The following is a 24,170-nucleotide window of genomic DNA, read 5'->3' as shown; positions in this document are numbered from 1 at the left end:
TCAAACCTCTTTGGATGTTGGAAAGGCCAGCGATTTGACGGTGACGGGCACGATGTCGCCGCCGAACAGCGGCGCGCCGATGTCGATGTAGTCGCCGGCGCGTGTGGCCACTTCGTCGATGACCGCCAGCTCGCGGCCGGTCAACGCCGGTTGCAGCAGCATGCCCAGCGCCTTGCCCAGATCGCTGCAGGACAAGGCCAGCAGGGGGCGTTGTTGCGGAAAACGGCGCGAGAATTCGGCCAGCTCGCCGGCGCAGGCGTCTATCGCTCGGTAGGCGATGGGCAGGTCGGCCGGCAAAGCCAGCGCGTAGAGGTCTTGCGCCGGGTCCAGGTCCAGCCGCCGCACAGCCCGCTCCAGGCTGTCCGTCAGGCCGCCGGGCCTGAAATCGGCCCAATTGAGATCGGGATGGGCCACCGGGATATTGCGCAGCGGCAGACGCAGGCCGCGCAGCCAGATGGTGCTGCCGGACAGCGACAGCGTGTACGCGCCGGCGCCTATCACGGTGGCGCGCACGGTTTGCGTCGCGGCGCGCAGCGGCTGGGCGCCGAGGCCGGGATGGGCGGCGATGGCGCGCGCCAGCAGGGGGCCGATGTCGCCGAAGGCGTAGGGGTCGGCCGGCGGGTGGCGGTAGCACTCGCCGACGCCGCCGGACAGCAACACCGCGTCGAACGGGCGGCCGGCCTGCAGCGCGTCGGTCATCAATAATTGGCGCGCCAGCGTCGAAGGCCGGCCCAGCAGCACCTCCCACAGCAGCTCGGCCATGCGTTCGGCCACGCGCGCGTGCTCGGCGGGGCCCAGCGCGGCGGCGTCGAAGCCGGCGCCGAACAGTTCGGCGCAGATGGCGCGGGCCGGAGCGTGCAGGCGGCGGGTGGCGCCGCCGGCGTCGGCCTCCAGCAAGCGGCCGCCCACGTTCAGGCAGGCGCTGTCCAGCAAGCGGCCGGCTTCGAACACCGCGTAGTTGGCGGTGCCGCCGCCGATGTCGATATTGGCGACACGGCTGGTTTCACGTTCGGACAGCTCGGCCGCGCCCGAGCCGTAGCCGGCGATGGCCGACTCCAGATGCGGGCCGGCGGCGGCCACCACGAAGTCGCCCAGGGTTTCGGACAGGCTCAGCACCGTGTCGCGGGCGTTGCGCGCCTTGGAGGTTTCGCCGGTGATGATGATGGCTCCGGACTCCACCTCGCCGGGAGCGAGGCCGGCGGCCTGGTATTGCGCGCGGATGAAGGTCATCAGTTCGTCTTCGCGCACGCGGCCGTCCTCATCCAGCGGCGTGAAGGCCACCGGGCTCTGGTAGACGATGTCGCGGCGCGAGAATTCGTAGCGCGGCACTTGCGACACCCCGGCGCGGTTGACCAGTTCCAGCAGCGAGAAGATCACCTGGGTGGTGGTGGTGCCGATGTCGATGCCCACGCTGTGTATCTGGCGGCGGTTCATCGCTGGCCTCAGCCTTGCTGCGCCGACAGCGCGGCGCGGAGGCGGTCGTCGGCCGGCTTGGGCGCCAGTTTCATCGCCAGCAGCACCGCGCTGAAGCCGCCCACCAGCTTGCCGACTATCATCGGGAAAATCATGCTGGAGACGTTGGCGGCGGTAAAGCCGAGGTGGTCGCCGAAGGTGAAGGCGGCGGATACGGCGAAGGCCACGTTGATCACCTTGCCGCGATCATCCATCTTGCTCATCAGGCCGAACATGGGGATGGAGTTGGCCAGCGTGGCCACCATGCCGGCGGCGGCGCTGTTGTTCATGCCCAGCAGCCCGCCCACCTTCATCAGCGGCCGTTCAAACCAGCGCGTCAGCATGAACACCATCGGATAGGCGCCCAGCAGCACGCAGGCGATGAAGCCTATCACCTCGATGGCGCGCATCGTTGCGCCCGGCGCGTCGCCCTTGACCATGAAGATGGGGTCCATGCCCGGCACCAGGCTGAGGCCCAGCGTGGCTTGCAGCACGGCCAGCGCCAGGCCGGCGGTGATCAGGACCACCAGGCATTTGGCGAAGATCTGGAAGCCGGAAATCATTTTTTCCGGGCACAGCTTGAGGCCGATGGCCAGCAGCACCGCCACGGCGATCACCGGAATCATATTGATCAGAATCATGCTCAGGCTGAAGTCCACCGGCTGGCCGTCCACGGTGACACCGCTGACCATGGCCACCGCGCCGCCGGCGATGCAGCCCAGCGGGATGGTGACCATGCCGGCCATCACCCCCAGCGCCAGGAAGCGGCGGTCTTCCTTGGCGATGATGCCCAGCGCCACCGGGATGTTGAACACGATGGTGGGCCCCATCATCGCGCCTAGGATCAGGCCGGCGTACAGCCAGGCGGCGGTGTCGCCGCCGGAGAGCTGCTTGGCGAGGAAGAAGCCGCCCATATCGTTGGCCAGCAAGGTGGTGGCGAACATCGCCGGGTTGGCGCCCACCGCTTCGTAGAGCGGAATCACCACCGGCCCCAGCCAGTGCGCCAGCACCGGCGCCAGCGCGATCACGCCGACCATGGCGAGGCCCAGCGCGCCCATGGCCAGAAAGCCTTCTTCGAACTGGGCGCCGGAGCCCTCGATCTGACGGCCGACGCGGCTCAGTCCCACTTTGGCCAGCACGGCCTCCGAACCGCCGAATTGCGCCAGCATTCTGTCCAGCGCCGCGACGACCATGAAGGTCATCATGATCCACATGATGATTTCATTGATACCCATTGCTCTTGCTCCTGTGACGGTGGGCGGTGCCCGATTGCGAATTCAGCAGGCCGGCGCCTGGCGCTGCCAGGCGTGGCGGTAGATGTCGATGATTTGCTCGCGGCTGGCATCGCGCGGATTGCCGGCCAGGCAGGCGTCGTCGAGCGCGGCGTCGGCCAGCGCGGCGAAGTGTTCGGGTTCGACGCCCGGCAACCGCAGGCTGCCGGGCAGGCCGATGTCGACGATCAGCCGCGCCATCGCCGCGATCAGTCCGTCGGCGTCCAGCGTTTCGCCGCAGAGCGCGTGAGCCAGTTCGCGATAGCGGGGCGCGCACACCAGGCGGTTGAAGCGCAGCACCGAGGGCAACAGCACCGCGTTGGCGACGCCGTGCGGAATGTGGTAACGCGCGCCTATCTGGTGAGCCATCGCGTGCACCAGTCCCAGGCCGGCGTTGGAAAACGCCATGCCGGCGAGATAGGAACCCAGCATCATGTCCTGGCGAGCGGCCAGCTGGTGTCCCTGACCAACGGCGATGGGCAGCGCGCGGCCTATCAGGGTGATGGCGCGGTGCGCCAGCGCCTGGGTCAGCGGGTTGGCCCCGCGCGCCAGATAGGCTTCGATGGCGTGGGTCAATGCGTCTATGCCGGTGGCCGCGGTCAGCGGCGCGGGCACGGCCAGGGTCAGGCAGGCGTCCAGCACCGCCAGGTCCGGGAGCAGCGCCGGCTGCGCGATGGCCTGTTTGATGCCGCTGGCGCTGTCGGTGATCACCGTGATGTTGGTGGCTTCCGAGCCGGTGCCGGCGGTGGTGGGGGTCAGCAGCAGCGGCATTCGGCCATTGGGCAGCGCGGCGGCGGCGGCCAGATCGGCCACCCGCATGCCGGGGTGGGCGGCCAGCGCGGCGATGGCCTTGGCGGTGTCCAGCACCGAGCCGCCGCCGAAGGCGATGATGGCGTCGCAGGCGGCGGCGGTCAGCTGACTCGCGGCGGCTTCCACCGTGTCGCTGTCCGGTTCGCCGCCGGGGTAGCGGTAGGTTTCGGCGGCCACGCCGTGCCGCTGCAGCGAGCGGAACAGATTGTCGGCCAGCCCCTGTTCCAGCAGGAAGCCGTCGATGGCGATGAAAACGCGGCGATAGCCGCGCTCGGCCGCGGCTTGGCCCAGCCGGGCGACGGCGCCGGCGCCGATGAAGGTGGCCGGCGGCACCGCGAAGGTTTGCACCTCGCGGGCGTTGAACAGATCGATGGCGTGATAGAGCGCCTGGCCCAGATCAGCGGCTGGCATGGTGTGCTCCTTGCGCGGCCAGCGCGTGGTGGGCGATGGCGAGCGGGGTCAGGTAGAGGGGGTGCTCGGGCAGATGAACGCGGTGGGCGGGGAATTCGCGCTGGAACAGCTCGCGCACACCCGGCAGCGAGCAGGAGCCGCCGGACAGGTAGAGATCACCGTCGGGCAGGCGCGCCAGATGGCGGCGCACGATGTCGCACATCTTCTCGAACACCGGCCGCACCACCGGCCAGATGTCCGCGCCGCGCTCGCGTTTCAGGATTTCCGCCTCGGCCAGCGGCAGGCCGCTGTGGCCCGCCAGCGCCAGCGACACGTGATGGCCGCCGGTGGCCTCGTCGGCGCGATGGCTCACCCGGCCGTTCTCGACGATGGCGATGCCGGTGGTGCCGCCGCCGATGTCGATCACGGCGGCGCGGCTGATCCCCAGCAGTTCCACCACCGCCGAGGGTTCGTCGATGACGCCGCTGACTTCCAGCCCCGCCGCTTCCAGCACATTGACCGAGATGCGTGGATCGGTGCCCGGCGGATAGGAGGTGGCGGCGGCGGCGAAGCGATGCCCCAGCGCTTGCTCCAGTGCGTCCAGCTGGCGGCGGACGATGCTCACCGCGCCGAAGAAATCCCACACCACGCCGTCGCGCACCACATCGGCCCAATCCAGCCGCAGCGCCAGCGGTTCGCCGTCCGGCGCCATCGCCACCGACACCACGTCGCTGGTGCCCAGGTCTATGCCCAGGCGCATGCCGGCCACGGCCGCGCGGCGGACTTCGCCGCGATGCAAGGCGCGCGCGGCGTTGAGTCGCTGTTGCAGCTGGTCGGCAGAGAGGGGGAGGGTGGGCATGGCGCGGCTCCTCACACGATGCGGAAGTGGTCGACCAGCACGCAGCGGCGCAGGCGCACGAAGCTGCGGGCCGAAGTGACCCCTTCGCCGGTGGGCGTGGAAATGGTCATCGTGGTCCAGCCCTCGCCGCCAAAGCCCAGGCCGGCCAGGCAGGGGCCGTTCTTGACGAAGATGCTGGTGTTGATGGCGTTGGCCATCCGGTCCAGATTGTCCAGATTGCGCGAGTGCATGGCCGCGGTGTGGCGGCAACCGCCTTCCAGCCGCACCGCCAGGTCTATGGCCTGGTTCGCGTCGGCGACGCGCAGCACCGGCAAGAGCGGCATCATCAGCTCGGTGACCGCGAACGGATGGTCGGCCGGCGTTTCCACGAATAGCAGGCGGGTGTCGTCCGGCACGTGCAGGCCAATGGCGGCGGCGATCTTCGCCGCGTCGCGGCCCACCCAGTCGCGGCTGACCGCACCCTGTCCGTGCTCGTTCACCTTGGTGAGCAGAATGGGCAGCAGCCGGGCGGCCTCGTCTGCGGTCAATTCCACCGCGCGATGTTTTTCCATCTCCACCTTCAAGTCGTCGCAGATCGCGTCCACCGCGATCAGCGCCTTCTCGTCGGCGCAGATGATGTTGTTGTCGAATGAGGCTCCCCAGACAATGTCGCGCGCGGCGCGGGCGATGTCGGCGGTCTCGTCCACCACCACCGGCGGGTTGCCGGCGCCGGCCGCGATCAGCCGCTTGTCGGTGACCTTGCGCGCGGCGTCCACCACCGCTTCTCCGCCGGTAACCACCAGCAAATGGATGCCGGGGTAGCGGAACAGGCGCTGCGCGGTCTCGATGTCGGGCTTGGCCACCGTGGTCAGCAGATCGGCCGGCCCGCCGGCGGCGACGATGGCCTGGTTCAGCAGGGTGATCGCGCGTTGCGAGGTTTTCCTGGCCGCCGGATGCGGCGCGAACACCACGCTGTTGCCGGCGGCGATCATGCTGATGGCGTTGTTGATGACGGTGGCCACCGGATTGGTGGACGGCGTCACCGAGGCGATCACGCCCCAGGCCGCGTTTTCTATCAGCGTCAGGCCCCGGTCGCCGGTCAGCACTTGCGCTTGCAGGCATTCGACGCCGGGGGTGTGCCGGGCTTGCGCCAGGTTCTTGGCGATCTTGTCGTCCACCCGGCCCATGCCGGTTTCGGTCACGGCCAATTCGGCCAGCTCGCGGGCGTGGGCCTCGCCCGTCGCGCGGATGGCGGCGATGACGCGTTCGCGCAGCGCCACGCTGGCCAGCGCCGTCTGCGCCCGCTTCGCCGCCGCCACCGCGTCGTCCAGCTCGGCGAAAACGCCGGCCGGCAGCGCGCTTTCGGCCGCCGCGCCGCTCGTCGGGGCCGTTTGGCTGATCGACGCCAACACCGCCTTCACCACTTGTTCGATATCGCTTGCCTTGAGTTCCACAATCCACTCCTTTTGAAACTGGAATTACCAAGCTTTCCGGCGCGCCGGGTCACTTGTGGAAAACCACCCGCTGCCGGTGCACCACCTCGTCGACGATGCCGACCACGGCCAGGTCCACCGGCGCGTCCTCGTCCTGTATCCGCCGCGCCGAGCTGCCGGCCACCAGCAGCACCCACTCGCCGTCGCCGGCGCCCAGGCTGTCGGCCGCCACCTGGGTGTCGCCGCCGGGCTGGCCGTCCGCGGTCAGCATCTCTACCAGCAGCAGACGGTCTTTCTGCAAGCCGCCGTGCTTGACGGTGGACACCACCTGCCCCACCACGATGCCCAATTTCATTTGCCTGGCTCCCGTACCCGCCTGGCGGCGGGCAAAACCTCCCCCTGTCGCGCGCGGGCGACATGCGGTTTGCGGGGGGAGAACCGGCCGGGCGGCTTGGTTTCAGCCGCCGGCCAAGATCAGTTGATGCTTAGTCCAGGTTCTTGTCGGCCGACATCTTGATCGGAAACACTTCTTCCAGATCGGCATGCGGGCGCGGAATCACATGAACGGACACCAGTTCGCCGATGCGCTGCGCGGCGGCCGCGCCGGCATCGGTGGCGGCTTTGCAGGCGGCCACGTCGCCGCGCACCATTGCGGTCACCAGGCCGCCGCCGATTTGCTTGACGCCGACCAGCTTGACCCGGGCCGCCTTGACCATGGCGTCCGACGCTTCGATCAGGGCCACCATGCCGCGGGTTTCAATCATGCCAAGAGCTTCCATTTGCACACTCCTTGAGGGGTTGGGGGTTCAACACGAATATCTGCCTATCTCAACGGGAACGCGGCGCGTTCTCGGCTTGCCTGCCCCGGCTCGCCTGTTCGAAGGCGAGGCTGGGGGAAGGGGGATTCAATGCCGGGTTTGCGCAATGAAGCGCTTTGTTGGCCGTCTGGGAGCGCGCGGCGCATCTTCATCGCCAGCAGGCTGACGTTGACCATGTCTTCCACGCTGCAGCCGCGCGACAAATCGTGCAGCGGGCGGGCCAGGCCCTGCACCATTGGGCCCAGCGCCTGATAGCCGGCCAGCCGCTGCGCGATCTTGTAGCCGATGTTGCCGGCCTCCAGCGAGGGGAAGACCAGCACATTGGCGCGTCCGGCCAGCGGGCTGTCCGGCGCTTTGCCGGCGGCCACGTCCGGCACCATCGCCGCGTCGAATTGCAGCTCGCCGTCCAGGATCAGTTCCGGCCTGCGACCGCGCGCCAACGCCACGGCGGCGCGCACTTTTTCCGCGTCAGGGTGGCGGGCGCTGCCGTGGCTGGAAAAGGACAGCATGGCCACGCGCGGCTCCCGGCCGGTGACCTGGCGGTAGCTGTCCGCGCTGGCCAGCGCGATGTCGGCCAGCTGCTCGGCGGTGGGCTGCGGCACCACGCCGCAGTCGGCGAAGCCAAGCGGCTCGTCGCCATCCGCCGGCAACATGAAAAAGATGGACGACACCGTGCGGTTGCCGGGCGCGAGGCCTATCACCTTGAGCGCGGCGCGCAGCACGTCCGAGGTGGAGGAATGGTTGCCGGCGATGCACAGATCGGCGTCGCCGGCCGCCAGCATGGCCGCGCCGAACCACAGCGGCCGCCGCAGCGAGGCGAGCAGCGCATCCGCGCCTTCCTTGGGCAGGCGCGCGGCCAGCGCCGCCTGGTAGGCGGGCAGCCGTGGCGAGACGGCCGGGTCATGGACGGTGAAACCGGTGAGCGGCAGGCCTTGAAGATGGCAAAAATGGCGCAGCTCGAATGGGTTGGCCAGCAGGATGGGCCGCGCCAGGCCGGCCAGCGCCAGCTGGTGCGCGGCGCGCACGCAGCGCGGGTCCAGGCTGTCGGGGAACACGATGCGGGCTGGGCGCTCATGCGCGTCGAGGCGGCATTGCTGGAGCAGAAGGTTCATCTTGTTTCTCCCAGCCCGGGCAGCGGCTGGCCGCGCTTGGCCAGCAAGGCCAGCAGCATCAGCACGTATACCGCGCTGCTCAGGCGGTTGAGTCCTTGCAGGATGTCCGGCCGGCTCAGTTGGAAATCCGCGTCCAGATACAGGCCGGCGGCCATGGTTTCGCACTCGCGTATCGCGGCGCGCAGCAGATTGAGCCGCGCCACTTCCGCGCCGTGCTCGACGGCGGGCACGATGTGGTCGTGGCCAAGCAGGGCCAGCGGCCGGTGCGACAGCGCGTGGAGGCGCGCCTCGTTGGCCTCGCCCATGGCGATGGGCGGCATGGGTTCGCCGCTGACCTCGGCGCGCAACGCGTTACCCAGCGCCGAGCGGATATCGGCCAGGCAGCGCGCCAGCGCCGCGGGCGCCTGGCGCTCGTCCCATTCGGCCTGCAGCCACACCGCCTGGGCGATGGCGCTGTCCAGCTTGCCGCGCAGGGCGATGCGGGGATGGTTTTTGGGCACCAGGGTGTTGGCGTCCAGATGGGTCAGCGCCTCGGTCTTGCGCGCCACCGGCTGGCGGCATAGCAGGCAGCGGCATTCCTGCCGCTGCGCGCTGTCGCCGGTCAGCGCGTGCACCGCGCGGCGCTCGCCGTCGGCGCCGGCGTCGAAGACGCTGCCCTGCGGGTCCAGGTAACGGACGACGATGGCGCGGCTTTTCAGCAACTCCTCGGCCGACGGCGTCAACCTGGCGTCGCGCGGCAGATGGATTTCGGTATGCCGAGCCAGCGAGTAGCGGGAGCGCAGCCAGTCTTCGGTGATGAAGTTGCCCATGGCGGCCTCAGCAACTTTGCCAGTTGGCCGGGTAGGCCACGTACAAGAAACGAACCCGGCTCGGGGTGCCGAACTCGATGCTGGAACCCTTGGGAATGAACACCACGTCGCCGGCCTTGGCCACCGTGGTCTGCTCGTCGCGGCGGATGTGAAGTTCGCCTTCCAGCACCAGATCCACCTCGTCGTAATTGAGCGTCCACGGGAAGAAGGCCTGTTCCCACTGCATGAAACCGGCGGCCATCGAACTGCCGTCGGCGGCGGTGATCACATCGGCGATGCCTACCTGTTGTCCGGGGCCGGCGCCGTCGAATATGCCCATGCGCACATCCTGAGCGCGGACGCATTTGATGGCGGGCTCTCGTTCGGTCGCGCCCTGGAGCTCGGCGGCGGCCTTGCGCACCAGTTGTTCCACCAACTCGGGCGCCACCGAGCCCGGCGGCAGCCGCGACAAGACCTGGGCGCGGATTTCGGCCAGCGCCTCGGTCTCGCTGCTTGGCGCTGCCGGAGTTTCGGCGGCGGGCGCGGGGCCTGCGGCCGTCGCGGCGTTGTCGCCCTCGGTCAGGGCCAGGCCCAGGCGTTCCGCCACCACCCGCGCTTCCGGGGTGACGATGTGTTCGCGCGGGCTGACACAAAGCGCGTGTTCTCCGGCGGCATGGGCCGCGCGCACGGTTTCGGCACTGATCAGCTTTTTCATCTTGCTACTCGCCTCATGCTGTTTGCCGCGACGAGGCGGCGGATTCGGAATTCAGCCCCAGCCGGGCCTTGAGTTCGGCCACGCTGTCCGGCCGCAGGCCGCACACGCGCAGGATGTCGCCGCCAAAGCCGCGTTCGCGCAGCATGGCCTCCACCGCGTCGGGCCTGGCGTCGGGCAGGTCGGTCTTGCTGATCACCACCGCCACGCGCTGGTGGCCATGCACGTCCAATAGGCCCGGCGGCAGCCGGCATTCCAGATCGTTGGCGGGGTGAACGTAGATCAGCAGCTCGCACTCGGCGGTGCTGTTGATCAGCGCGTGGAACAGCCGCGGATGGCTGAAAAATTCGCCCGGGGTGTCGATGCAGCCTTGCGCGTCGTATTCCAGCGCCTGGGTTTTGCGCACCGCGCCGCCGCCGCCCAGGGCGTGGAACAGAGTGGATTTGCCGGCCTCGACCGGTCCCAGCAGCGCATATCGGATAGGAACTTGCATGGGGCGGCCCTCAGGAGCGCGTTAGCTGGCACACGGCATAGCCCAGCAGTCGTTGCAGGCCGGCTATGGTTTGGTGCAGCGCTTCCTCCACCGCGCCGCTGCTGCCGGTGATCACCAGCGCGCCGGAAAAGCGGTCCAGGAAGCCGATTTCAATGGCGGCGGCCTTGCAGGCCAGGTCGCCGGCTATCATCGCGGTCTCGCCGGGCGTCAGCGTCATGATGCCGATGGCCTCGGCCTGAGCCACGCCGATCTTGCGCGACAGCTCTTCGGTGGGATGGGAGATCAGATGCGCCAGCGTCACCTGCTTGCCGGGCACGAACTCCTGAATGATGCGTTCCTTTTCCATAACGTCACCATGGTTTTTCGGATTGAGACGATGCTAGTCCAGACTGCTCGGCGGCCTGTATCAAAAATCGGAAAATCTGCTGGAGCGGATCAGGGAAGATTGGATGCGCGTCCGTGTCGCGGCCGGAACTTGTCAAAACCGAAGCGGCGCTGCTATGATCGCGAAACTTTCGAAACGAAACATAAGATGACCAAGCGAAACACTCAGCAACGCCGTCACGCCATCGCCGCCCTGGTGCAGGAGCGCGGCGAGGTCAGCGTGGACGAGCTGACCAAGCGCTTTTCCACCTCCGAAGTGACCATACGCAAGGACTTGGCCCTGCTGGAAACCGGCGGGTTGCTGCTGCGCCGCTACGGCGGAGCGGTGTCCTTGCCGTCGGAGATGGTGGTCGAGGAAGACGCGGAACAGGTTTCAAAACGAAAGATCGCCATCGCCCGCGCCGCCGCCGAACGCCTCCGCGACCACAACCGCGTGATCATAGACAGCGGCACCACCACCAGCGCGATGATTCCGCTGCTGGGCAATAAGCGCGGCCTGGTGGTGATGACCAATTCCCTTAACGTGGCCGGCGCGCTGCGCGAGCTGGAGAACGAGCCCACGCTGCTGATGACCGGCGGTACCTGGGACCCGCATTCCGAATCCTTCCAGGGCCAGGTGGCGGAACAGGTGCTGCGTTCCTATGATTTTGATCAGCTGTTCATCGGCGCCGACGGCATCGATCTCGAGCGGGGCACCACCACCTTCAACGAACTGGTGGGACTGTCGCGCGTGATGGCCGAAGTGGCGCGCGAAGTCATTGTGATGGTGGAGTCGGAAAAGATAGGCCGGCGCATCCCCAATCTGGAATTGCCGTGGGAGCGCATTCATACCCTGGTGACCGACGACGCCTTGTCGATGGAGGCCAGAACCCAAATTCAGGCGAAGGGCATTGCGCTGATCTGCGCGTCCTCGCCCGTTGATAGTCCAAGGAGAAAGTAATGTGCGGCATTGTCGGCGCCATCGCGGCGCGTAATGTGGTTCCGGTGTTGGTGGAGGGCCTGAAGCGGCTGGAATATCGCGGCTACGACTCCGCCGGCGTGGCGGTCTTGGCCGGCGACGTTATCCGTCGCGTGCGCCGCGTCGGCCGCGTTGCGGAGATGGAAAACGCCGCCGCGGAAGAAAGCCTGCAAGGCTTGCTCGGCATCGGCCACACCCGCTGGGCCACCCACGGCGGCGTCACCGAACCCAACGCCCACCCGCACGTATCCTTCGGCAAGATCGCCGTGGTGCACAACGGCATTATCGAAAACCACGAAGAGCAGCGCGAACGCCTGAAAGGCCTGGGCTACGCCTTCGAATCGCAGACCGACACCGAAGTCATCGCCCACCTGGTGCATCACTACTACCAGGCCGGCGACAGCCTGTTCGATGCCGTCAAGCGCGCCAGCCGCGAGCTGACCGGCGCTTACGCCATCGGCGTGATCGCGGTGGACCGCCCGGATGAACTGGTGTGCGCGCGCATGGGCTGCCCGCTGCTGGTGGGCCTGGGCGACGGCGAGAACTTCATTGCCTCCGACGTTTCCGCCATCGTGTCCGCCACCCGCCGCGTGATCTTCCTGGAAGAGGGCGACATCGGCCGGCTGACCCGCGACGGCGTGGAGCTGCTGGACAAAGACGACCAGCCGGCGCAACGCCCGGTGCATGTGTCCGACGTGTCGCTGGCCTCTCTGGAGCTGGGTCCGTACAGCCACTTCATGCAGAAGGAAATCCACGAGCAGCCCAAGGCGCTGTCCGACACCATAGACGCGGTGCAGGACTACGGCTTCAATCCCGAGCTGTTCGGCGAGCGCGCCGGCGAAGTGCTGCCGCAACTGGAAGGTGTCAAGATCCTGGCCTGCGGCACCAGCTATTACGCCGGCCTGACCGCCAAATACTGGATCGAGACCATAGCCGGCGTGCAGTGCGACGTGGAAATCGCCAGTGAATACCGCTACCGCAGCGCCTGGGCCAACCCCAACTACCTGGTGACCACCATCTCCCAATCCGGCGAGACGCTGGACACCATGGAAGCGCTGAAATACGCCAAGGAACTGGGCCACCGCTACGCGCTGTCGATCTGCAATGTGCGCGAATCCGCGATCCCGCGCGCCAGCGAACTGGTGTTCTTCACCCGCGCCGGCGCGGAGATTGGCGTGGCCTCCACCAAGGCCTTCACCACCCAATTGGTAGGCCTGTTCGCCTTGGCCGTGACCCTGGGCAAGATGCGCGGCAAAGTCAGCGCGGCTGACGAGGCGCGCTACCTGGACGAACTGCGCCACCTGCCGGGCAGCGTGCAGCACGCGCTGAACCTGGAGCCGCAGATCAAGGCCTGGTCGGACAAGTTCGCCGCCAAGGACAACGCGCTGTTCCTGGGCCGCGGCCTGCATTTCCCCATCGCGCTGGAAGGCGCGCTCAAGCTGAAGGAAATCTCCTACATCCACGCCGAAGCCTACCCGGCCGGCGAGCTCAAGCACGGTCCGCTGGCGCTGGTGGACGAAGACATGCCGGTGGTGGTGATCGCCCCCAACGACGCGCTGCTGGAAAAGGTGAAATCCAATATGCAGGAAGTGCGCGCGCGCGGCGGCGAGCTGTTTGTGTTCGCGGACCTGGACAGCCATTTCAGCGAATCCGACGGCGTGCACGTGATCCGCACCCCGCGCCATGTCGGCGTGCTCAGCCCGGTGGTGCATGCCATCCCGGTGCAGATGCTGGCCTACCACGTGGCGCTGGCGCGCGGTACCGATGTCGACAAGCCGCGTAATCTGGCCAAGAGCGTGACGGTGGAGTGAGGCGGGGTTTGGCCTACGGACGACATCGAATAAAGTCCGTTGGAGTCTGACAAGAGAGAAGGGGCCGTTGGCCCCTTCTTTGTTGTTATGTCATATCAACTCTTTAAATGCCTGCATTTCGGCTAAAGCCGACCCGCGTTGTTCAGAAAAACGAGGGCTGCTTCCGCCTTGAAAGCAGCCATTGACGTATCTAACAAACAAGGGGCGGGAGGCCGCGAGCTAGCAGGGTGATGCGTGTATTACGGCCATCCAATAAATAAAACCTGCCTTGAGGCAGGTTTTATTTTTAAAATATAAAAAGCCCCATTAAGGGGCTTTGTCATTTAGACGCTGTAATGCTTAGAGCGGCTGAATCGCGGACGCTGCCGGACCTTTTTGGCCCATTGCGCGGGTGAAGCTTACTTTTTGACCTTCACGCAGGGACTTGAAGCCATCTGCGCGAATTTCGGAGAAGTGAGCGAACAGGTCGTCGCCGCCATTGTCCGGGGTGATAAAGCCAAAGCCTTTTGCGTCATTGAAAAATTTAACGGTACCGGTTTCCATAATGCACTCCATGTGTCAGTTAAGGACAATAAAATTATCGTATGGCATGATAATCAAGGAATAAATAAGGAAACAATGAAGACCCACTTTGATGGGCAACGAGGTATCGATAGTATGACGCTTGAAGATCGTGCCCGGACTTTGTACAGGAAAGTCGCTTGGAGGTCAACGGTAATTTTTAAAATTCCCCGCAAGACAGCCGAAAAAACACCAAGAAGAGCGGCTCACACAACACTTCGTGAAGAACCTGAGCCGAGGCGCGCCGACGCAGGCGGTAGCAGTAGTACGGCGAGGAGGCGCAACGCAGGGCCTGGGGTTCTAAATTGGCGGTGTCTGATTGTGGAGACTGTGCAGGTTGGCACCTGTTCAAAGTCTGTTTCGTGTTAGCGGGATGGATAGGAAGGGGCGTTAGAAGCCAGCTAAAAAAGCGCATGTACCTCTCGTAGATCCCACTTTTTCGCTAGTTTTCGCCTTGTCTCGCTCTTTCCCGAAGGAATAAAGCCCGTCACGACGAAGACATGATGGTTTGTCACTAGCAGCGTTAAACAAAGAGGCCCGGTAGGGCCTCTTTTCGTTTGAGATTGCTTGGTTTGATGATGTGCAAGGGAAGGATCGTAGGGGTTGAATCGCTCCTCCTTTCCTACGCAAAACGGCCACCGCTATAAGAGGTGGCCGTTGTTCTTGAGGCAAGGTTTGGTGCCGTGCTCAGACTCCAGCGCCAGAAGCCCCCGCTTTAGCGCGCAAGGCCTCGTACAGTTGCGCTGGCCCCAGCAAGGTATCCTTCAGCCCATCGCGCACCCGTTCTGAATCTAGCGCCTGGGTGCTCATCAATGTATGCGCTTCCAGCGCGTCCATGATGGCGTTGAGCAGCGCCTGGGACAGGTCTGGGGAGTTGGCGAATTGTTCCTTGCTGTTGTTGACCGCCTGCTGGACGAGGATGTCGTTCTCCAGCAGCTTGCCCTTGAGCACGCCGTTGACGTAGACCAGTTGGTCGTCGTCGGTCAGCTCGCCCTCGAACAGGCCGTTCACTTTCCGGATGATTTCTTCCAGCAGCGCCTTTTGTTTGTCCTGCACCGCGCCGCTACCCGCGCCATCCATCGGCGGTAGCTTGGGCGCCTCGCCGTGATTCAGGTTCAGCGCTTGCCGGCCGAGGTTTCTCAGCGTGTGGTGGGTCAATACCACTTTGGACAGGTCCACCGTATCGCGCTCGCGGCCAAAGTCGAGCAGTGGTATCAGCCGCTTGTAGAACAGGAAGCGCTTCTCGATGTCAGTGTTGCCGTAGTCGAAAATTTGCGACAGGAAGGCATACAGGCGGTTGAACGCGCCCATGTCGTTCTTGAACAGTACCAACGCGGCCATCGTGTCCTTGGCCGCCTGGATGGCTTGCTCATCCTTTTGGCTCTCTGCCAGCGCCTTGTCGGTCTGGGCGGCTTTGTAGCGCTTCAACAGCCGGTCGGCAACCGGCGCGATGGCCGCGTTGAGCTGCGCTTGGGTGCCTGCCGGCTCCATCTCCACCTTGGCGACGCGCTCCACCTCGAAGTCGTCATAATGGCCGGCGGCATCCAGCTTGGCGCGCAAGTCGTAGACGATGTGAGGGTCGGTGGTGGCTTCCAACTCGGCGGTTTCGTAATAGGTCTTGAACGCGGCCAGGATGTCGGGGGCATCGTTGACGAAATCGAGGACATAGGTGGTGTCCTTGCCGGGATGGGCCCGGTTCAGGCGCGACAGCGTCTGCACCGCCTGGATGCCGCCCAGCATCTTGTCCACGTACATTCCGCACAGCAGGGGCTGGTCGAAACCGGTCTGGAACTTGTTGGCGACCAAGAGCAGGTGATAGTTAGTTTCGGTGAACGCTTCGCGGATGTCGCGGCCTTTCAGGCCGGGGTTGAGGTCCTGGCTGGTCTCGCTGACCGGGGCCGGGAAGGACTCCGGATCATCTATCTCGCCGGAGAACGCCACCAGCACCCCGAGCGGATAATTCTGCTTCTCGATATAGGCGCGGATGGCCTTTTGCCAGCGCACCGCTTCCTTGCGGCTGGCCACCACCACCATGGCCTTGGCCTTGCCTTCCAGCAAGGGCTGCACATTCTCTCGGTAGTGCTCGACCACCACCTTGACCTTCTGGGAGATGTTGTAAGGGTGCAGGCGTACCCACTGCATGATGCCCTTCATCGCCTCGCTCTTTTCCACCTGCTGTTCGTCGTACTCCTGGCCATTGTTGGCCAGCCGGAACGCCAGCTTGTACGGGGTGTAATTCTTCAGCACGTCGAGGATGAAGCCTTCCTCAATGGCTTGGCGCATCGAGTAGACATGGAAGGCCTGCGGCTTGCCGTCGCCGCCGGAGCGGCCGAACAGCTCCAGGGTCTTTTGCTTGGGCGTGGCGGTGAACGCGACATAGGTCAGGCCGTCGCTGCCGGCGCGCGCGGCCATTTGCACCGCCAGCAGGTCTTCGGTGCCGATTTCGCCGCCGTCCTGCAACTCGGCCAGTTCCTCCGCCGACAGCAGCTGCTTGAGCTTGGCGGCGGCTTCGCCGGTCTGCGAGCTGTGCGCCTCATCGGCAATCACCGCGAAGCGCTTGCCCTCAGTGGCGGACAACTCCTGCACCGCCTTCAGCGCGAAGGGGAAGGTCTGGATGGTGCAGACGATAATCTTCTTGCCGTTGTTCAAGGCCTGCGACAGCTGCGCGCTCTTGCTGCCGTTCTCGTTGGTAATGCTCTCCACCACCCCGGTGGTGCGCTCGAAGTCGAAGATCGCTTCTTGCAGTTGAGCGTCCAGCACCGTGCGGTCGGACACTACCAGCACGCTGTCGAACAGCTTGGTGTGGCTGGCGTCGTGCAGGTCGGCCAAAAAGTGCGCGGTCCAGGCAATCGAGTTGGTCTTGCCCGAGCCGGCAGAGTGCTGAATCAGGTAACGCTGGCCGGCGCCGTTGGCCAACACGTCGGCCACCAGTTGGCGGGTGGCGTCAAGCTGGTGATAGCGCGGGAAGATGACGCTGGCGAGCCGCTTCTTGTCGTCGCGCTTGCCAATCAGGTAGCGGCCCAGGATCTCCAGCCAGCTATCGCGCGCCAATACTTCTTCCCACAGATAGGCCGTGGCGTAGCCGTCCGGATTAACCGGGTTGCCGGCCGCGCCGTGGTTGCCGCGGTTGAACGGCAGGAAGCGGGTGGCGGTGCCGGCCAGCCGGGTGGTCATCATCACTTCGGATTGGCTCGCCGCGAAATGCACCAGCGCGCCACCGGGGAAGGCCAGCAGCGGCTCGACTTGGCCGCCCTTGGGGGCCGGGTCGCGATCGAAGCGGTACTGGTCCACCGCATCGCCGACGCTCTGGGTGAAGTCGGATTTCAGCTCCAGCGTCGCCACCGCGATGCCATTGACGAACAGCACCAGGTCGATGGCCTCATGAGCGTTGTTGAGCGAGTGATGCACCTGGCGCACCACGCGCAGCCGGTTGGCGGCGTAATGCTGCTGAATCACCGGGTTGATGGCCAGCGCCGGCTTGAACTGTACCAGGGTTAACGGCTTGCTCAGGCCCAGCATCTCCACGCCGCGGCGCAGCACCTCCAGCGTGCCGCGCTCGTTCAGGCTCTTGCGCACCCGCTCGGCCAACCGTTTGCCCAGCTCAGCGCCGTGGGTTTTGGCGAGGCGCTGGTAGCTGTCGGGCTGGGTTTCCTCGACCCAGGCCAATAGGTCGGGCAGGTACAGGGCGTTGTGCCTGTCATAGTGGGCGGCATCGCCATCGGCGTACAGCCAGCCATGGGCGGCCAAGTGTTCGCAGATGGCGGTTTCGAAGTGAACTTCTCGATGCAGTTCCATACTAGACCTCTGAACAGCCAGTCACTGGCAGGCTTCCGGGCAGATTGTCCTGCCAGGCCGCGTAGGTAATCGAAGTGCCCTTGAGGCGCCAGGTATTCCGGCCATTGTCTGTGCGGCCGAGCACCGTGGCAGAGGCCGCGCTGGGACTCTTGAAGTTGGTGTCCTTGGCGAAGATGAAATGCGAGCCATCCTCAGACAGTTTCAGCGCGCCTGTGCTGCACAGTTCTTCGCGCAGTTGCTGATAAGTGTGTGGTTGCCCCGTCCATGCGAGCTTTGCTTGAGAGTTGGCGAGAACGGTGAATGAGTCGCCGTTTTCCTCGGCCATGGCAGCAAGGCCATGTCGAGCACTTTCCAGCTCGAACATCGCAGTATTACCAACGACTCCCAGCTCGGCCAACATGGCTTCCGCAAGGTCGGCCTTGCTCTTACGGTCTTGCAAGCGCCAATGCGTTTCGAGCGTCTTCAGCATCGTTTCCTGCCGCTCCTGCATTATCTCGACTGTCCAATCCAAGTGTTGGAGTACCTGGGTGGTGAGAGCAAAACTGCTGGTGCCGCCCTTGGTAAAGTAGCTCGACTTCTTCCACGCAAAGTCGCGGTTGCTGGCCGAACTGTTCTTCTTACGGCTCAACAGAGCCAAGTTGCCGAGGCGATGGACCCAATGCTGGTGAGCTGCCGTATCCGGTACCCATGTTAACCACTGACTGTTAGGCGCCGGTTGCTGTGGCATCACATGCTCGACAGTGACCACCTCATGCTGGTAGCTGGCGCTGCCGTCGGACATCAGATGGTCTAGCCGGAGCAACAGTAAGGCGAGCGCGCGAGACGAGTGCGTCTCGTACAGCGGGCCGCTCAGGGCCGCATAGGTCTGGTGCTGCTCTTCTGGGGAGAGTTGCAGTGGCGACGAGGAGGCAGACAGGTCGCTGCCTGCTTCGATCGCCCTGGTCAGCGCGGAGAAGCGCTCAATGCGCTCATTGACGCCGGCCTTGCGTGCCAATATCGAATAGCCCAACCGCTCTAGGTCTCGGAAGAAGCTTAGTACCGCCTCGGGCTGCTGCCGGAAACGCACAAAGAAGGTCAAGGCGGGCGGCACCCAGTCCTTGAATTCCAGTCGGTTCAGCCAGCGCAAATGCTCATTGACCTGCTCCGCGTGCCGCTGGCTGGCGTAGTCCGCATCGCGCAGTTCGCTAAAGGCTTGCGCCATGGGCAGCAGAATTTCGTCGACGAACTGCTGAGGCTTCTGCGCAGGCGTCACATTCTCCTTGAATTCCTTCAGCAGTGTGCCCTGGGGTTTGGCCTTGCGGAAGACCATGCGAATGTGACTGAATAAATCGCCGAACTCATCCCGCCCCAGGTCTTCCTCCTCGTCCTCCCACTTTTGTGTGTACGCATCGCGCAGCGCGGGTTCGATGCCGCCAATGATTTCGGCTTTGAGAATGTCGGTTGCGCTCAGGTCCAGACCGCGGCTATTGAGCACGCCGAAGATGCGATAGGCTGAATCAAGGTCCGGCGTCGCTACCGTCACCAGATAGCAGCGGGTGATGACGAATTGCACCAGCCGCACCAGCTCGGCCTGTGGCAGCTTGGCCAACCTGTCTATGAACACCTGCGCGTTGGAACGCAGGCGTGCCTGCGCATCTGGCAGCGACGTAATGAGCTGGACCAGAGTCTGCAGGCCATCCTCGTGCTGCACGTTCTGGCGGAAAAATTCACGGTCGCGGTCTCGCAGCGAAAGGCGGTAGCGCGCTTGCGTCCCTTTTACAACACTGCCCTTTTCGTAGATGCAGCTGGTAATGTCCTTCTGCACTTCGACATCACCGACCGTGGTTCGAATAGCCGACAGCAACAGAGTCAGCGTTGTGAGGCGCTGCTGGCCATCCACCACCGTTGCTTCCGGCGAGGCCTCGCCCTTGATGAGCACGATGCTGCCGAGGAAATAGGGGGCCGCCTCGCTGAGTTGGGCAGGTGCGGCGGCCAGCGCGCCCAGCAGGTCATCCAGCAGCTCCTGAGCCTGTTCGCGCCCCCAAGCATAGGGGCGCTGATAGCCGGGAATCGTGAAGACGTAGTCGTCGCTGAAGATTTTGGCGAGCGACTGTTCCTTTGCGGTGAGGGTGTGGCTCATCTGTTTTTCCTGGTTGTCTTGTTTTTTATGCCTGACGGACGTCGATTTGGCCTGTGACGGCGGCGGAAATCAGCGCACTGCGGCGTTCCTTCAACAGTTCGATGGTGCGGTTAGCTTCAGCGGTCAGTGCGTCGAGTTTGGCGGTTTCGCGGTCGAGGAAGTTGGAGATTGACAACTGTTCTTTGAAAGGAGGCTCTGCTAGCAGGTAATTCCTAATTGTTCCCACATTTACGTGTGGTGATGTGGCCCCAACGGTATCTATTTGCCCTTGACGATAAGTGCTGACAGAGTTGAGTTGCCACATTAGATAACTCGAGCATGTCGTCGAAGCAGCTCGAAACTGCATCATTCTTTGGCCAAGGCAAAAAATATTATCATCTGGTACTAATGCAGCAAAACCCCAGCGTTCTCCCTCCCGCCCATAAATTATGTCGTTCTTACAAAGAGCTTGCCGGCGTATGCGGTTTATGTACTCTACCTCGTCTACGTGGTATGTCTTGCTTGAATCAAGCAGGCCGAGGCTAATATCTGCGGTGCGAATTACCTTATATGCTCCATCATCGCTATATGCGGGGGTCTCATGTGGGCAATCTACAATTAGACTGGTCGCATATTTCAATCGGGTTGTTTTCCAATGGGCCGGCACCTTCCCTAGCCACTCCACCCCGGAATCCTTCATCGGCACATCCGGATTCAATCCCTTGGTCACGGCGTGCGAGATGGTGGCCTGGCGCTTTTCGGTCAGTAGGGCAAGTAGTTTTTCCTGCTCGGCAATCAGCGTGTCAATCTTGCCGGTTTCGTGGTCTAGGAAAGAGGTAATAGCATTCTGTTCTTCTCGGGGCGGGAGTACAAGAATAGCAGACCCAATTAGTTCTTGATTCAGCAGCTTTGCGCCGTAAATATTATCTGTAGCGTTCTTAACCAAGAATAAGGGGAAGGCATAGTAAGCGTAAGAGACGGAGAGCTCTTTAGAGTTTCTGAATGTTGCGATGGCCTCATTCGTGTACATATCGCTTCCGGCAAATGAGACTTGCCCGATTGAGAGTTTAAAACTGAACAGCAAACTCCCTTTAGGAGAAAGTGGGATGCCTGCCTTTTTAACGGCTTCATCACTTATTCTTTTGGCTGTGTCTACAAGAAATCTCTCGCCCAAATCCGAGATGTTGGCCCAGAGATTGTCACCTTCATATGCGGATGAGTCTCCTGTCGGCGGGGTCCAGCCGGTCGAGAATGAGCAAATATGCTTTGTCTTGGTAAATTTCCAATGTGCCGGCACTGTATCCAGCCACTTCACCCCACTGTCCTTGTACTCCGAATACGCTGGCAAGGTCATTCGGCCAACTCCCCCAGCATGGCCATGATGTTGGCCGACACCGCTTTCAGCTCTTCGTCGATGTCGTGCAGGCTGCGCGGCGGTTCGAACACGTAGAAGTGGCGGTTGAACGGAATTTCGTAGCCAACCTTGCTCTTGTCGTGGTCTATCCACGCATCCGGCGCATGCGGCTGCACTTCGCGCTCGAAGTAGGCCTGGATGTCTTCGCTCAGCGGCACGTTTTCGGTATCGCGCAGCGCACTATCGGGCTGGGGCTTGCCTTTCTGCTTGCCCTTCTGGCCCAGCACCACATTGCCGGCCTCGTCGCGCAGCGGGCGCTCGACGGTAATCGTGGTGTAGCCGAATTCCTCGTTGCGGAACACGCGCGAAATCGGCACCCGCTTGACCTTGCCGCCTTCCGGCGCGGCGGGGGCTTGTTCGCCGCACAGCAGCACTGCCTGCTCTAGTTCTTTGCCGTCGGTGTCCAGCACCGTGGCCAGCTCGGCCTCGGCAAAGTCGCCAAACAGGCGGGTGACGGTGGCGATGTGTTCGTCGCTCATTTCCTTGCGCTTGCTGCCCAGGCTCTTGCGCATCTTCTGCCAGAAGCTGGAGGCGTCGATGAGCTGCACCCAGCCTTTGCGGTCTTCGGTTTTCTTATTGGACAGAATCCACACATAGGTGCTGATGCCGGTGTTGTAGAACATATCGGTCGGCAGGCCGATGATGGCCTCCACCAGGTCGTTCTCCAGCACGTAGCGGCGGATTTCGCTCTCGCCCGAGCCGGCGCCGCCGGTGAACAGCGGCGAGCCGTTCAAGACGATGCCGAAGCGGCTGCCGCCGTCGACGGCCGGGCGCATCTTGCTGATGAGATGGAGCAGGAACAGCATCGAACCGTCCGACACGCGCGGCAGGCCAGGGCCGAAGCGGCCGTCGAAGCCTTTGTCGGCGGCTTCCTTGCGCACTTCCTTCTCGACCTTCTTCCATTCCACGCCAAACGGCGGGTTGGACAGCATGTAGTCGAACTTGCAGCCGCCGTGGCCGTCGTCGGACAGGGTGTTGCCGGCGACGATGTTGGCCACGTCCTGGCCCTTGATGAGCATGTCGGCTTTACAGATGGCGTAGGACTCGTCGTTCAACTCCTGGCCGAACAGGGTCAGACGGGCCGCTGGGTTGTGCTCCAGCAAGTATTCGCCCGCGACTGACAGCATGCCGCCGGTGCCGGCGGTTGGGTCGTAGAGGGTGCGCACCACCGCGTTGCCGGGGCTGAGCACGTCGTCGTCCTCGATGAACAGCAGGTTCACCATCAGCCGAATCACTTCGCGCGGGGTGAAGTGTTCCCCGGCGGTTTCGTTGGAGATTTCCGCGAACTTGCGAATCAGCTCCTCGAACACCAGGCCCATCTGGGCGTTGTCCACCGTGGCCGGGTGCAGGTCGATGTGGGCGAACTTCTCGGCAACCAGGTACAACAGGCCCGCCTTGGCCAGCCGTTCAATCTGGGTGTAGAAGTCGAAGCGCTCGAAGATGTCGCGCGCCGCCGGCGAGAACGCCTGGATGTAGGCATACAGGTTCTGGCGGATATGGTCCTGGTCGCCCAAGAGCTTCACCAAGTCGAGCGGCGAGGTGTTGTAGAAGCTCTGGCCGGCCTTGCGGGTCAAGAACGGGTCTGGGTTGAGGCCCTGCTGGCTCTTGGCGTCTAACTCGGCGAGCACGGCGGGCTTGGTCGTTTCCAGCACACAGTCGAGGCGGCGCAGCACGGTAAACGGCAGGATGACCTTGCCGTACTCGGATTGCTTGTAATCGCCGCGCAGCAAGTCGGCGACGGACCAGATGAAGGATGACAGGGCTTGGTGGTTCATTGTTTTATCTTTTCCGGCGAGGCAAACCTGGCTAACGGACGCATAGGCGTTGGCCGCGAGAGAGGTTTATTGCATATTTCATGCGATTTTACGCGGTAGCACTACGGGCGGGAAGGTTGAGAGGGGAGAGAGGCCAAGTCACCTGGCTTGCCGACGGATAGTGGCGGGTGTGGAGCCGGATGAGATTGATGCCTTCCTGCGCATCCCAAGGTGTGCAATGAGGCGGGGCTGCTCCCCATCGTCCTGTGGTGGTGCCGATCCGGACCACGGCTATAATCCCCCTCCGTGGCGAAACAGATCTGAATGCGGGATAAGCGATGCAAGTATCGGCCTTGGAACGGCAACTGAATTTTCTGAGAGAGATAGACCGCTTGAAGTCGGTGCTGCGGCAATCGCCGTTGCTGGACCAGAGCCGTAGGGAAAACTCGGCCGAGCATTCCTGGCATTTGGCGATGTATGCCTTGCTGCTGGGCGATTACGCCAGCGGCCCGGTCAACACCGAGCGGGTGATCAAGATGCTGCTGTTGCACGATGTGGTGGAGGTGGATGCCGGCGATTTTCCCATACACGGCCAGGCCGTGCCTGGGGCGCAGGCGGAAGCGGAGGCGAGGGCGGCGGAGCGTTTGTTTGGTTTGTTGCCGGCGGAGCAGGGCGCTGAGCTGTTGGCGCTGTGGCGCGAGTTTGAGCGCGCGGAAAGCGCCGATGCCTGTTTCGCCAAGGCGCTGGACCGTTTCCAGCCTTTGCTGATCAATGTCTTTACCGGTGGCGGGACTTGGACGCAGAACGATGTTTCGCTGGAGCAGGTGCTGTCCCGTTACGGCCCGGTGATCCAAAAGGGCGCGCCGCAGCTTTGGTTTGTGTGCGAGCAGTGGGTGCGCCGGCATTTTGCGGGGCAGCCTGTTTAGACCCGCTAACAAAACCCCTGATGCTGTGTTGCGCGTAAAACTGAGTTTTGTTCGCGGCTTGTAACGCTATTCAGATCGGCTTCAGTGCCCAAGCGATGGCTAGCATCCGCCGCGCGCCAGGCGCGCCCATTCCTATCCCTCCGGACCCCGCCGGCTTGACGCTCTCCCGCGCCTCCCCAACAATAGCCCCCGCGCCGCAGCAATCGCGGCGCTCGGGCTTAGTCTCCCGACTTGGACTCCTATCGCGGATGCGCTGTTTCACAGTGCAACCGTTGCCATTGCTTTGCCTATCCGGGCGGGCCGTGGCAAGTGGCGCCCTCGCGGGCGCGCCGGTTTTAGTAGGAGTCCACCG

Annotated in this window: 20 protein-coding genes; 3 read left to right on the top strand and 17 right to left on the bottom strand. The window is 63.8% G+C overall.

The window, feature by feature from the left end; all coding sequences use genetic code 11:
* The 12 genes from HA052_RS00260 to eutS all read right to left on the bottom strand — a co-directional run bounded on the left by HA052_RS00260 (nt 1) and on the right by eutS (nt 10,463).
* Entirely contained in the window at nt 1-1,434 is a 1,434-nt protein-coding gene (locus HA052_RS00260; RefSeq protein ID WP_166450348.1) for an ethanolamine ammonia-lyase reactivating factor EutA, read from the bottom strand.
* Between the two features lie 8 nt (nt 1,435-1,442).
* Complete coding sequence (eutH, locus tag HA052_RS00255) at nt 1,443-2,687, bottom strand: ethanolamine utilization protein EutH (RefSeq protein ID WP_166450347.1); 1,245 nt, start codon at nt 2,685-2,687, stop codon at nt 1,443-1,445.
* Between the two features lie 42 nt (nt 2,688-2,729).
* Complete coding sequence (locus HA052_RS00250; protein ID WP_166450346.1) at nt 2,730-3,944, bottom strand: iron-containing alcohol dehydrogenase family protein; 1,215 nt, start codon at nt 3,942-3,944, stop codon at nt 2,730-2,732.
* Nucleotides 3,931-4,782, bottom strand: a complete 852-nt coding sequence (gene eutJ / locus HA052_RS00245) for an ethanolamine utilization protein EutJ (protein WP_166450345.1) — start codon at nt 4,780-4,782, stop codon at nt 3,931-3,933. The genes HA052_RS00250 and eutJ overlap by 14 nt, the downstream gene beginning before the upstream one ends.
* Nucleotides 4,783-4,793: 11 nt before the next feature.
* On the bottom strand, nt 4,794-6,215 hold the full coding sequence (locus HA052_RS00240; protein ID WP_166450344.1) for an aldehyde dehydrogenase: 1,422 nt from the start codon (nt 6,213-6,215) through the stop codon (nt 4,794-4,796).
* Nucleotides 6,216-6,264: 49 nt separating this feature from the next.
* On the bottom strand, nt 6,265-6,549 hold the full coding sequence (gene eutN / locus HA052_RS00235) for an ethanolamine utilization microcompartment protein EutN (protein ID WP_166450343.1): 285 nt from the start codon (nt 6,547-6,549) through the stop codon (nt 6,265-6,267).
* Between the two features lie 130 nt (nt 6,550-6,679).
* Nucleotides 6,680-6,973, bottom strand: coding sequence for an ethanolamine utilization microcompartment protein EutM (gene eutM / locus HA052_RS00230; protein ID WP_048410037.1), 294 nt, complete (start codon nt 6,971-6,973; stop codon nt 6,680-6,682).
* A gap of 44 nt (nt 6,974-7,017) precedes the next feature.
* The gene (pta, locus tag HA052_RS00225; protein ID WP_166450342.1) at nt 7,018-8,124 is read right to left on the bottom strand and encodes a phosphate acetyltransferase; all 1,107 of its coding nucleotides are present in this window, start codon (nt 8,122-8,124) and stop codon (nt 7,018-7,020) included.
* Nucleotides 8,121-8,933: an ethanolamine utilization cob(I)yrinic acid a,c-diamide adenosyltransferase EutT gene (gene eutT / locus HA052_RS00220; protein WP_166450341.1), complete on the bottom strand. Its 813-nt coding sequence runs from the start codon at nt 8,931-8,933 to the stop codon at nt 8,121-8,123. The genes pta and eutT overlap by 4 nt, the downstream gene beginning before the upstream one ends.
* 7 nt (nt 8,934-8,940) lie before the next feature.
* Nucleotides 8,941-9,627 (bottom strand): ethanolamine utilization acetate kinase EutQ, encoded by a 687-nt coding sequence (gene eutQ, locus HA052_RS00215; RefSeq protein WP_166450340.1) that lies wholly within the window; start codon nt 9,625-9,627, stop codon nt 8,941-8,943.
* A gap of 13 nt (nt 9,628-9,640) precedes the next feature.
* Entirely contained in the window at nt 9,641-10,117 is a 477-nt protein-coding gene (locus tag HA052_RS00210; RefSeq protein WP_081544857.1) for a EutP/PduV family microcompartment system protein, read from the bottom strand.
* Nucleotides 10,118-10,127: 10 nt separating this feature from the next.
* Entirely contained in the window at nt 10,128-10,463 is a 336-nt protein-coding gene (eutS, locus tag HA052_RS00205) for an ethanolamine utilization microcompartment protein EutS (RefSeq protein WP_081544856.1), read from the bottom strand.
* Between the two features lie 186 nt (nt 10,464-10,649).
* Between eutS and HA052_RS00200 the strand changes: the two genes are divergently transcribed.
* Nucleotides 10,650-11,441 carry a DeoR/GlpR family DNA-binding transcription regulator gene (locus HA052_RS00200; protein WP_166450339.1) on the top strand — a complete coding sequence of 264 codons (792 nt, stop codon included), beginning with the start codon at nt 10,650-10,652 and terminating at the stop codon, nt 11,439-11,441.
* Nucleotides 11,441-13,270, top strand: coding sequence for a glutamine--fructose-6-phosphate transaminase (isomerizing) (glmS, locus tag HA052_RS00195; protein ID WP_166450338.1), 1,830 nt, complete (start codon nt 11,441-11,443; stop codon nt 13,268-13,270). Before HA052_RS00200 ends, glmS begins: the two co-directional genes overlap by 1 nt.
* Nucleotides 13,271-13,609: 339 nt before the next feature.
* Here glmS and HA052_RS00190 read toward each other — a convergent pair whose 3' ends face one another.
* From HA052_RS00190 to HA052_RS00170, 5 genes are all read right to left on the bottom strand, one after another.
* A complete protein-coding gene (locus tag HA052_RS00190; RefSeq protein WP_081544851.1) occupies nt 13,610-13,813 on the bottom strand; it encodes a cold-shock protein in 204 nt (67 codons plus the stop codon).
* A 705-nt stretch (nt 13,814-14,518) separates the two neighbouring features.
* A complete protein-coding gene (locus HA052_RS00185) occupies nt 14,519-17,626 on the bottom strand; it encodes a type I restriction endonuclease subunit R (RefSeq protein ID WP_166450337.1) in 3,108 nt (1,035 codons plus the stop codon).
* Between the two features lies 1 nt (nt 17,627).
* Nucleotides 17,628-19,745: a DUF4357 domain-containing protein gene (locus tag HA052_RS00180; RefSeq protein WP_166450336.1), complete on the bottom strand. Its 2,118-nt coding sequence runs from the start codon at nt 19,743-19,745 to the stop codon at nt 17,628-17,630.
* Between the two features lie 25 nt (nt 19,746-19,770).
* On the bottom strand, nt 19,771-21,078 hold the full coding sequence (locus HA052_RS00175; protein ID WP_166450335.1) for a restriction endonuclease subunit S: 1,308 nt from the start codon (nt 21,076-21,078) through the stop codon (nt 19,771-19,773).
* Nucleotides 21,075-22,913 carry a type I restriction-modification system subunit M gene (locus tag HA052_RS00170; protein ID WP_166450334.1) on the bottom strand — a complete coding sequence of 613 codons (1,839 nt, stop codon included), beginning with the start codon at nt 22,911-22,913 and terminating at the stop codon, nt 21,075-21,077. The genes HA052_RS00175 and HA052_RS00170 overlap by 4 nt, the downstream gene beginning before the upstream one ends.
* A gap of 317 nt (nt 22,914-23,230) precedes the next feature.
* Here HA052_RS00170 and HA052_RS00165 point away from each other — a divergent pair, with 317 nt between their 5' ends.
* Nucleotides 23,231-23,818 carry an HD domain-containing protein gene (locus HA052_RS00165; protein WP_166450333.1) on the top strand — a complete coding sequence of 196 codons (588 nt, stop codon included), beginning with the start codon at nt 23,231-23,233 and terminating at the stop codon, nt 23,816-23,818.
* Nucleotides 23,819-24,170 lie beyond the last annotated feature (352 nt).

Origin of the sequence: Chromobacterium fluminis (genome assembly GCF_011602385.1) — a bacterium.
In the GTDB taxonomy this organism is placed as follows: Bacteria; Pseudomonadota; Gammaproteobacteria; order Burkholderiales; family Chromobacteriaceae; genus Chromobacterium; species Chromobacterium fluminis.
Note: the sequence above shows the minus strand (reverse complement) of the source record. Positions and strands in the feature narration are given on the sequence as shown.

What these genes read in the sequence shown, in the direction of transcription:
- HA052_RS00260 (WP_166450348.1), bottom strand. Translation starts at nt 1,434, where the DNA reads ATGAACCGCCGCCAGATACACAGCGTGGGCATCGACATCGGCACCACC.
- eutH (WP_166450347.1), bottom strand. Translation starts at nt 2,687, where the DNA reads ATGGGTATCAATGAAATCATCATGTGGATCATGATGACCTTCATGGTC.
- HA052_RS00250 (WP_166450346.1), bottom strand. Translation starts at nt 3,944, where the DNA reads ATGCCAGCCGCTGATCTGGGCCAGGCGCTCTATCACGCCATCGATCTG.
- eutJ (WP_166450345.1), bottom strand. Translation starts at nt 4,782, where the DNA reads ATGCCCACCCTCCCCCTCTCTGCCGACCAGCTGCAACAGCGACTCAAC.
- eutN (WP_166450343.1), bottom strand. Translation starts at nt 6,549, where the DNA reads ATGAAATTGGGCATCGTGGTGGGGCAGGTGGTGTCCACCGTCAAGCAC.
- eutM (WP_048410037.1), bottom strand. Translation starts at nt 6,973, where the DNA reads ATGGAAGCTCTTGGCATGATTGAAACCCGCGGCATGGTGGCCCTGATC.
- pta (WP_166450342.1), bottom strand. Translation starts at nt 8,124, where the DNA reads ATGAACCTTCTGCTCCAGCAATGCCGCCTCGACGCGCATGAGCGCCCA.
- eutT (WP_166450341.1), bottom strand. Translation starts at nt 8,933, where the DNA reads ATGGGCAACTTCATCACCGAAGACTGGCTGCGCTCCCGCTACTCGCTG.
- eutQ (WP_166450340.1), bottom strand. Translation starts at nt 9,627, where the DNA reads ATGAAAAAGCTGATCAGTGCCGAAACCGTGCGCGCGGCCCATGCCGCC.
- HA052_RS00210 (WP_081544857.1), bottom strand. Translation starts at nt 10,117, where the DNA reads ATGCAAGTTCCTATCCGATATGCGCTGCTGGGACCGGTCGAGGCCGGC.
- eutS (WP_081544856.1), bottom strand. Translation starts at nt 10,463, where the DNA reads ATGGAAAAGGAACGCATCATTCAGGAGTTCGTGCCCGGCAAGCAGGTG.
- HA052_RS00200 (WP_166450339.1), top strand. Translation starts at nt 10,650, where the DNA reads ATGACCAAGCGAAACACTCAGCAACGCCGTCACGCCATCGCCGCCCTG.
- glmS (WP_166450338.1), top strand. Translation starts at nt 11,441, where the DNA reads ATGTGCGGCATTGTCGGCGCCATCGCGGCGCGTAATGTGGTTCCGGTG.
- HA052_RS00190 (WP_081544851.1), bottom strand. Translation starts at nt 13,813, where the DNA reads ATGGAAACCGGTACCGTTAAATTTTTCAATGACGCAAAAGGCTTTGGC.
- HA052_RS00185 (WP_166450337.1), bottom strand. Translation starts at nt 17,626, where the DNA reads ATGGAACTGCATCGAGAAGTTCACTTCGAAACCGCCATCTGCGAACAC.
- HA052_RS00180 (WP_166450336.1), bottom strand. Translation starts at nt 19,745, where the DNA reads ATGAGCCACACCCTCACCGCAAAGGAACAGTCGCTCGCCAAAATCTTC.
- HA052_RS00175 (WP_166450335.1), bottom strand. Translation starts at nt 21,078, where the DNA reads ATGACCTTGCCAGCGTATTCGGAGTACAAGGACAGTGGGGTGAAGTGG.
- HA052_RS00170 (WP_166450334.1), bottom strand. Translation starts at nt 22,913, where the DNA reads ATGAACCACCAAGCCCTGTCATCCTTCATCTGGTCCGTCGCCGACTTG.
- HA052_RS00165 (WP_166450333.1), top strand. Translation starts at nt 23,231, where the DNA reads ATGCAAGTATCGGCCTTGGAACGGCAACTGAATTTTCTGAGAGAGATA.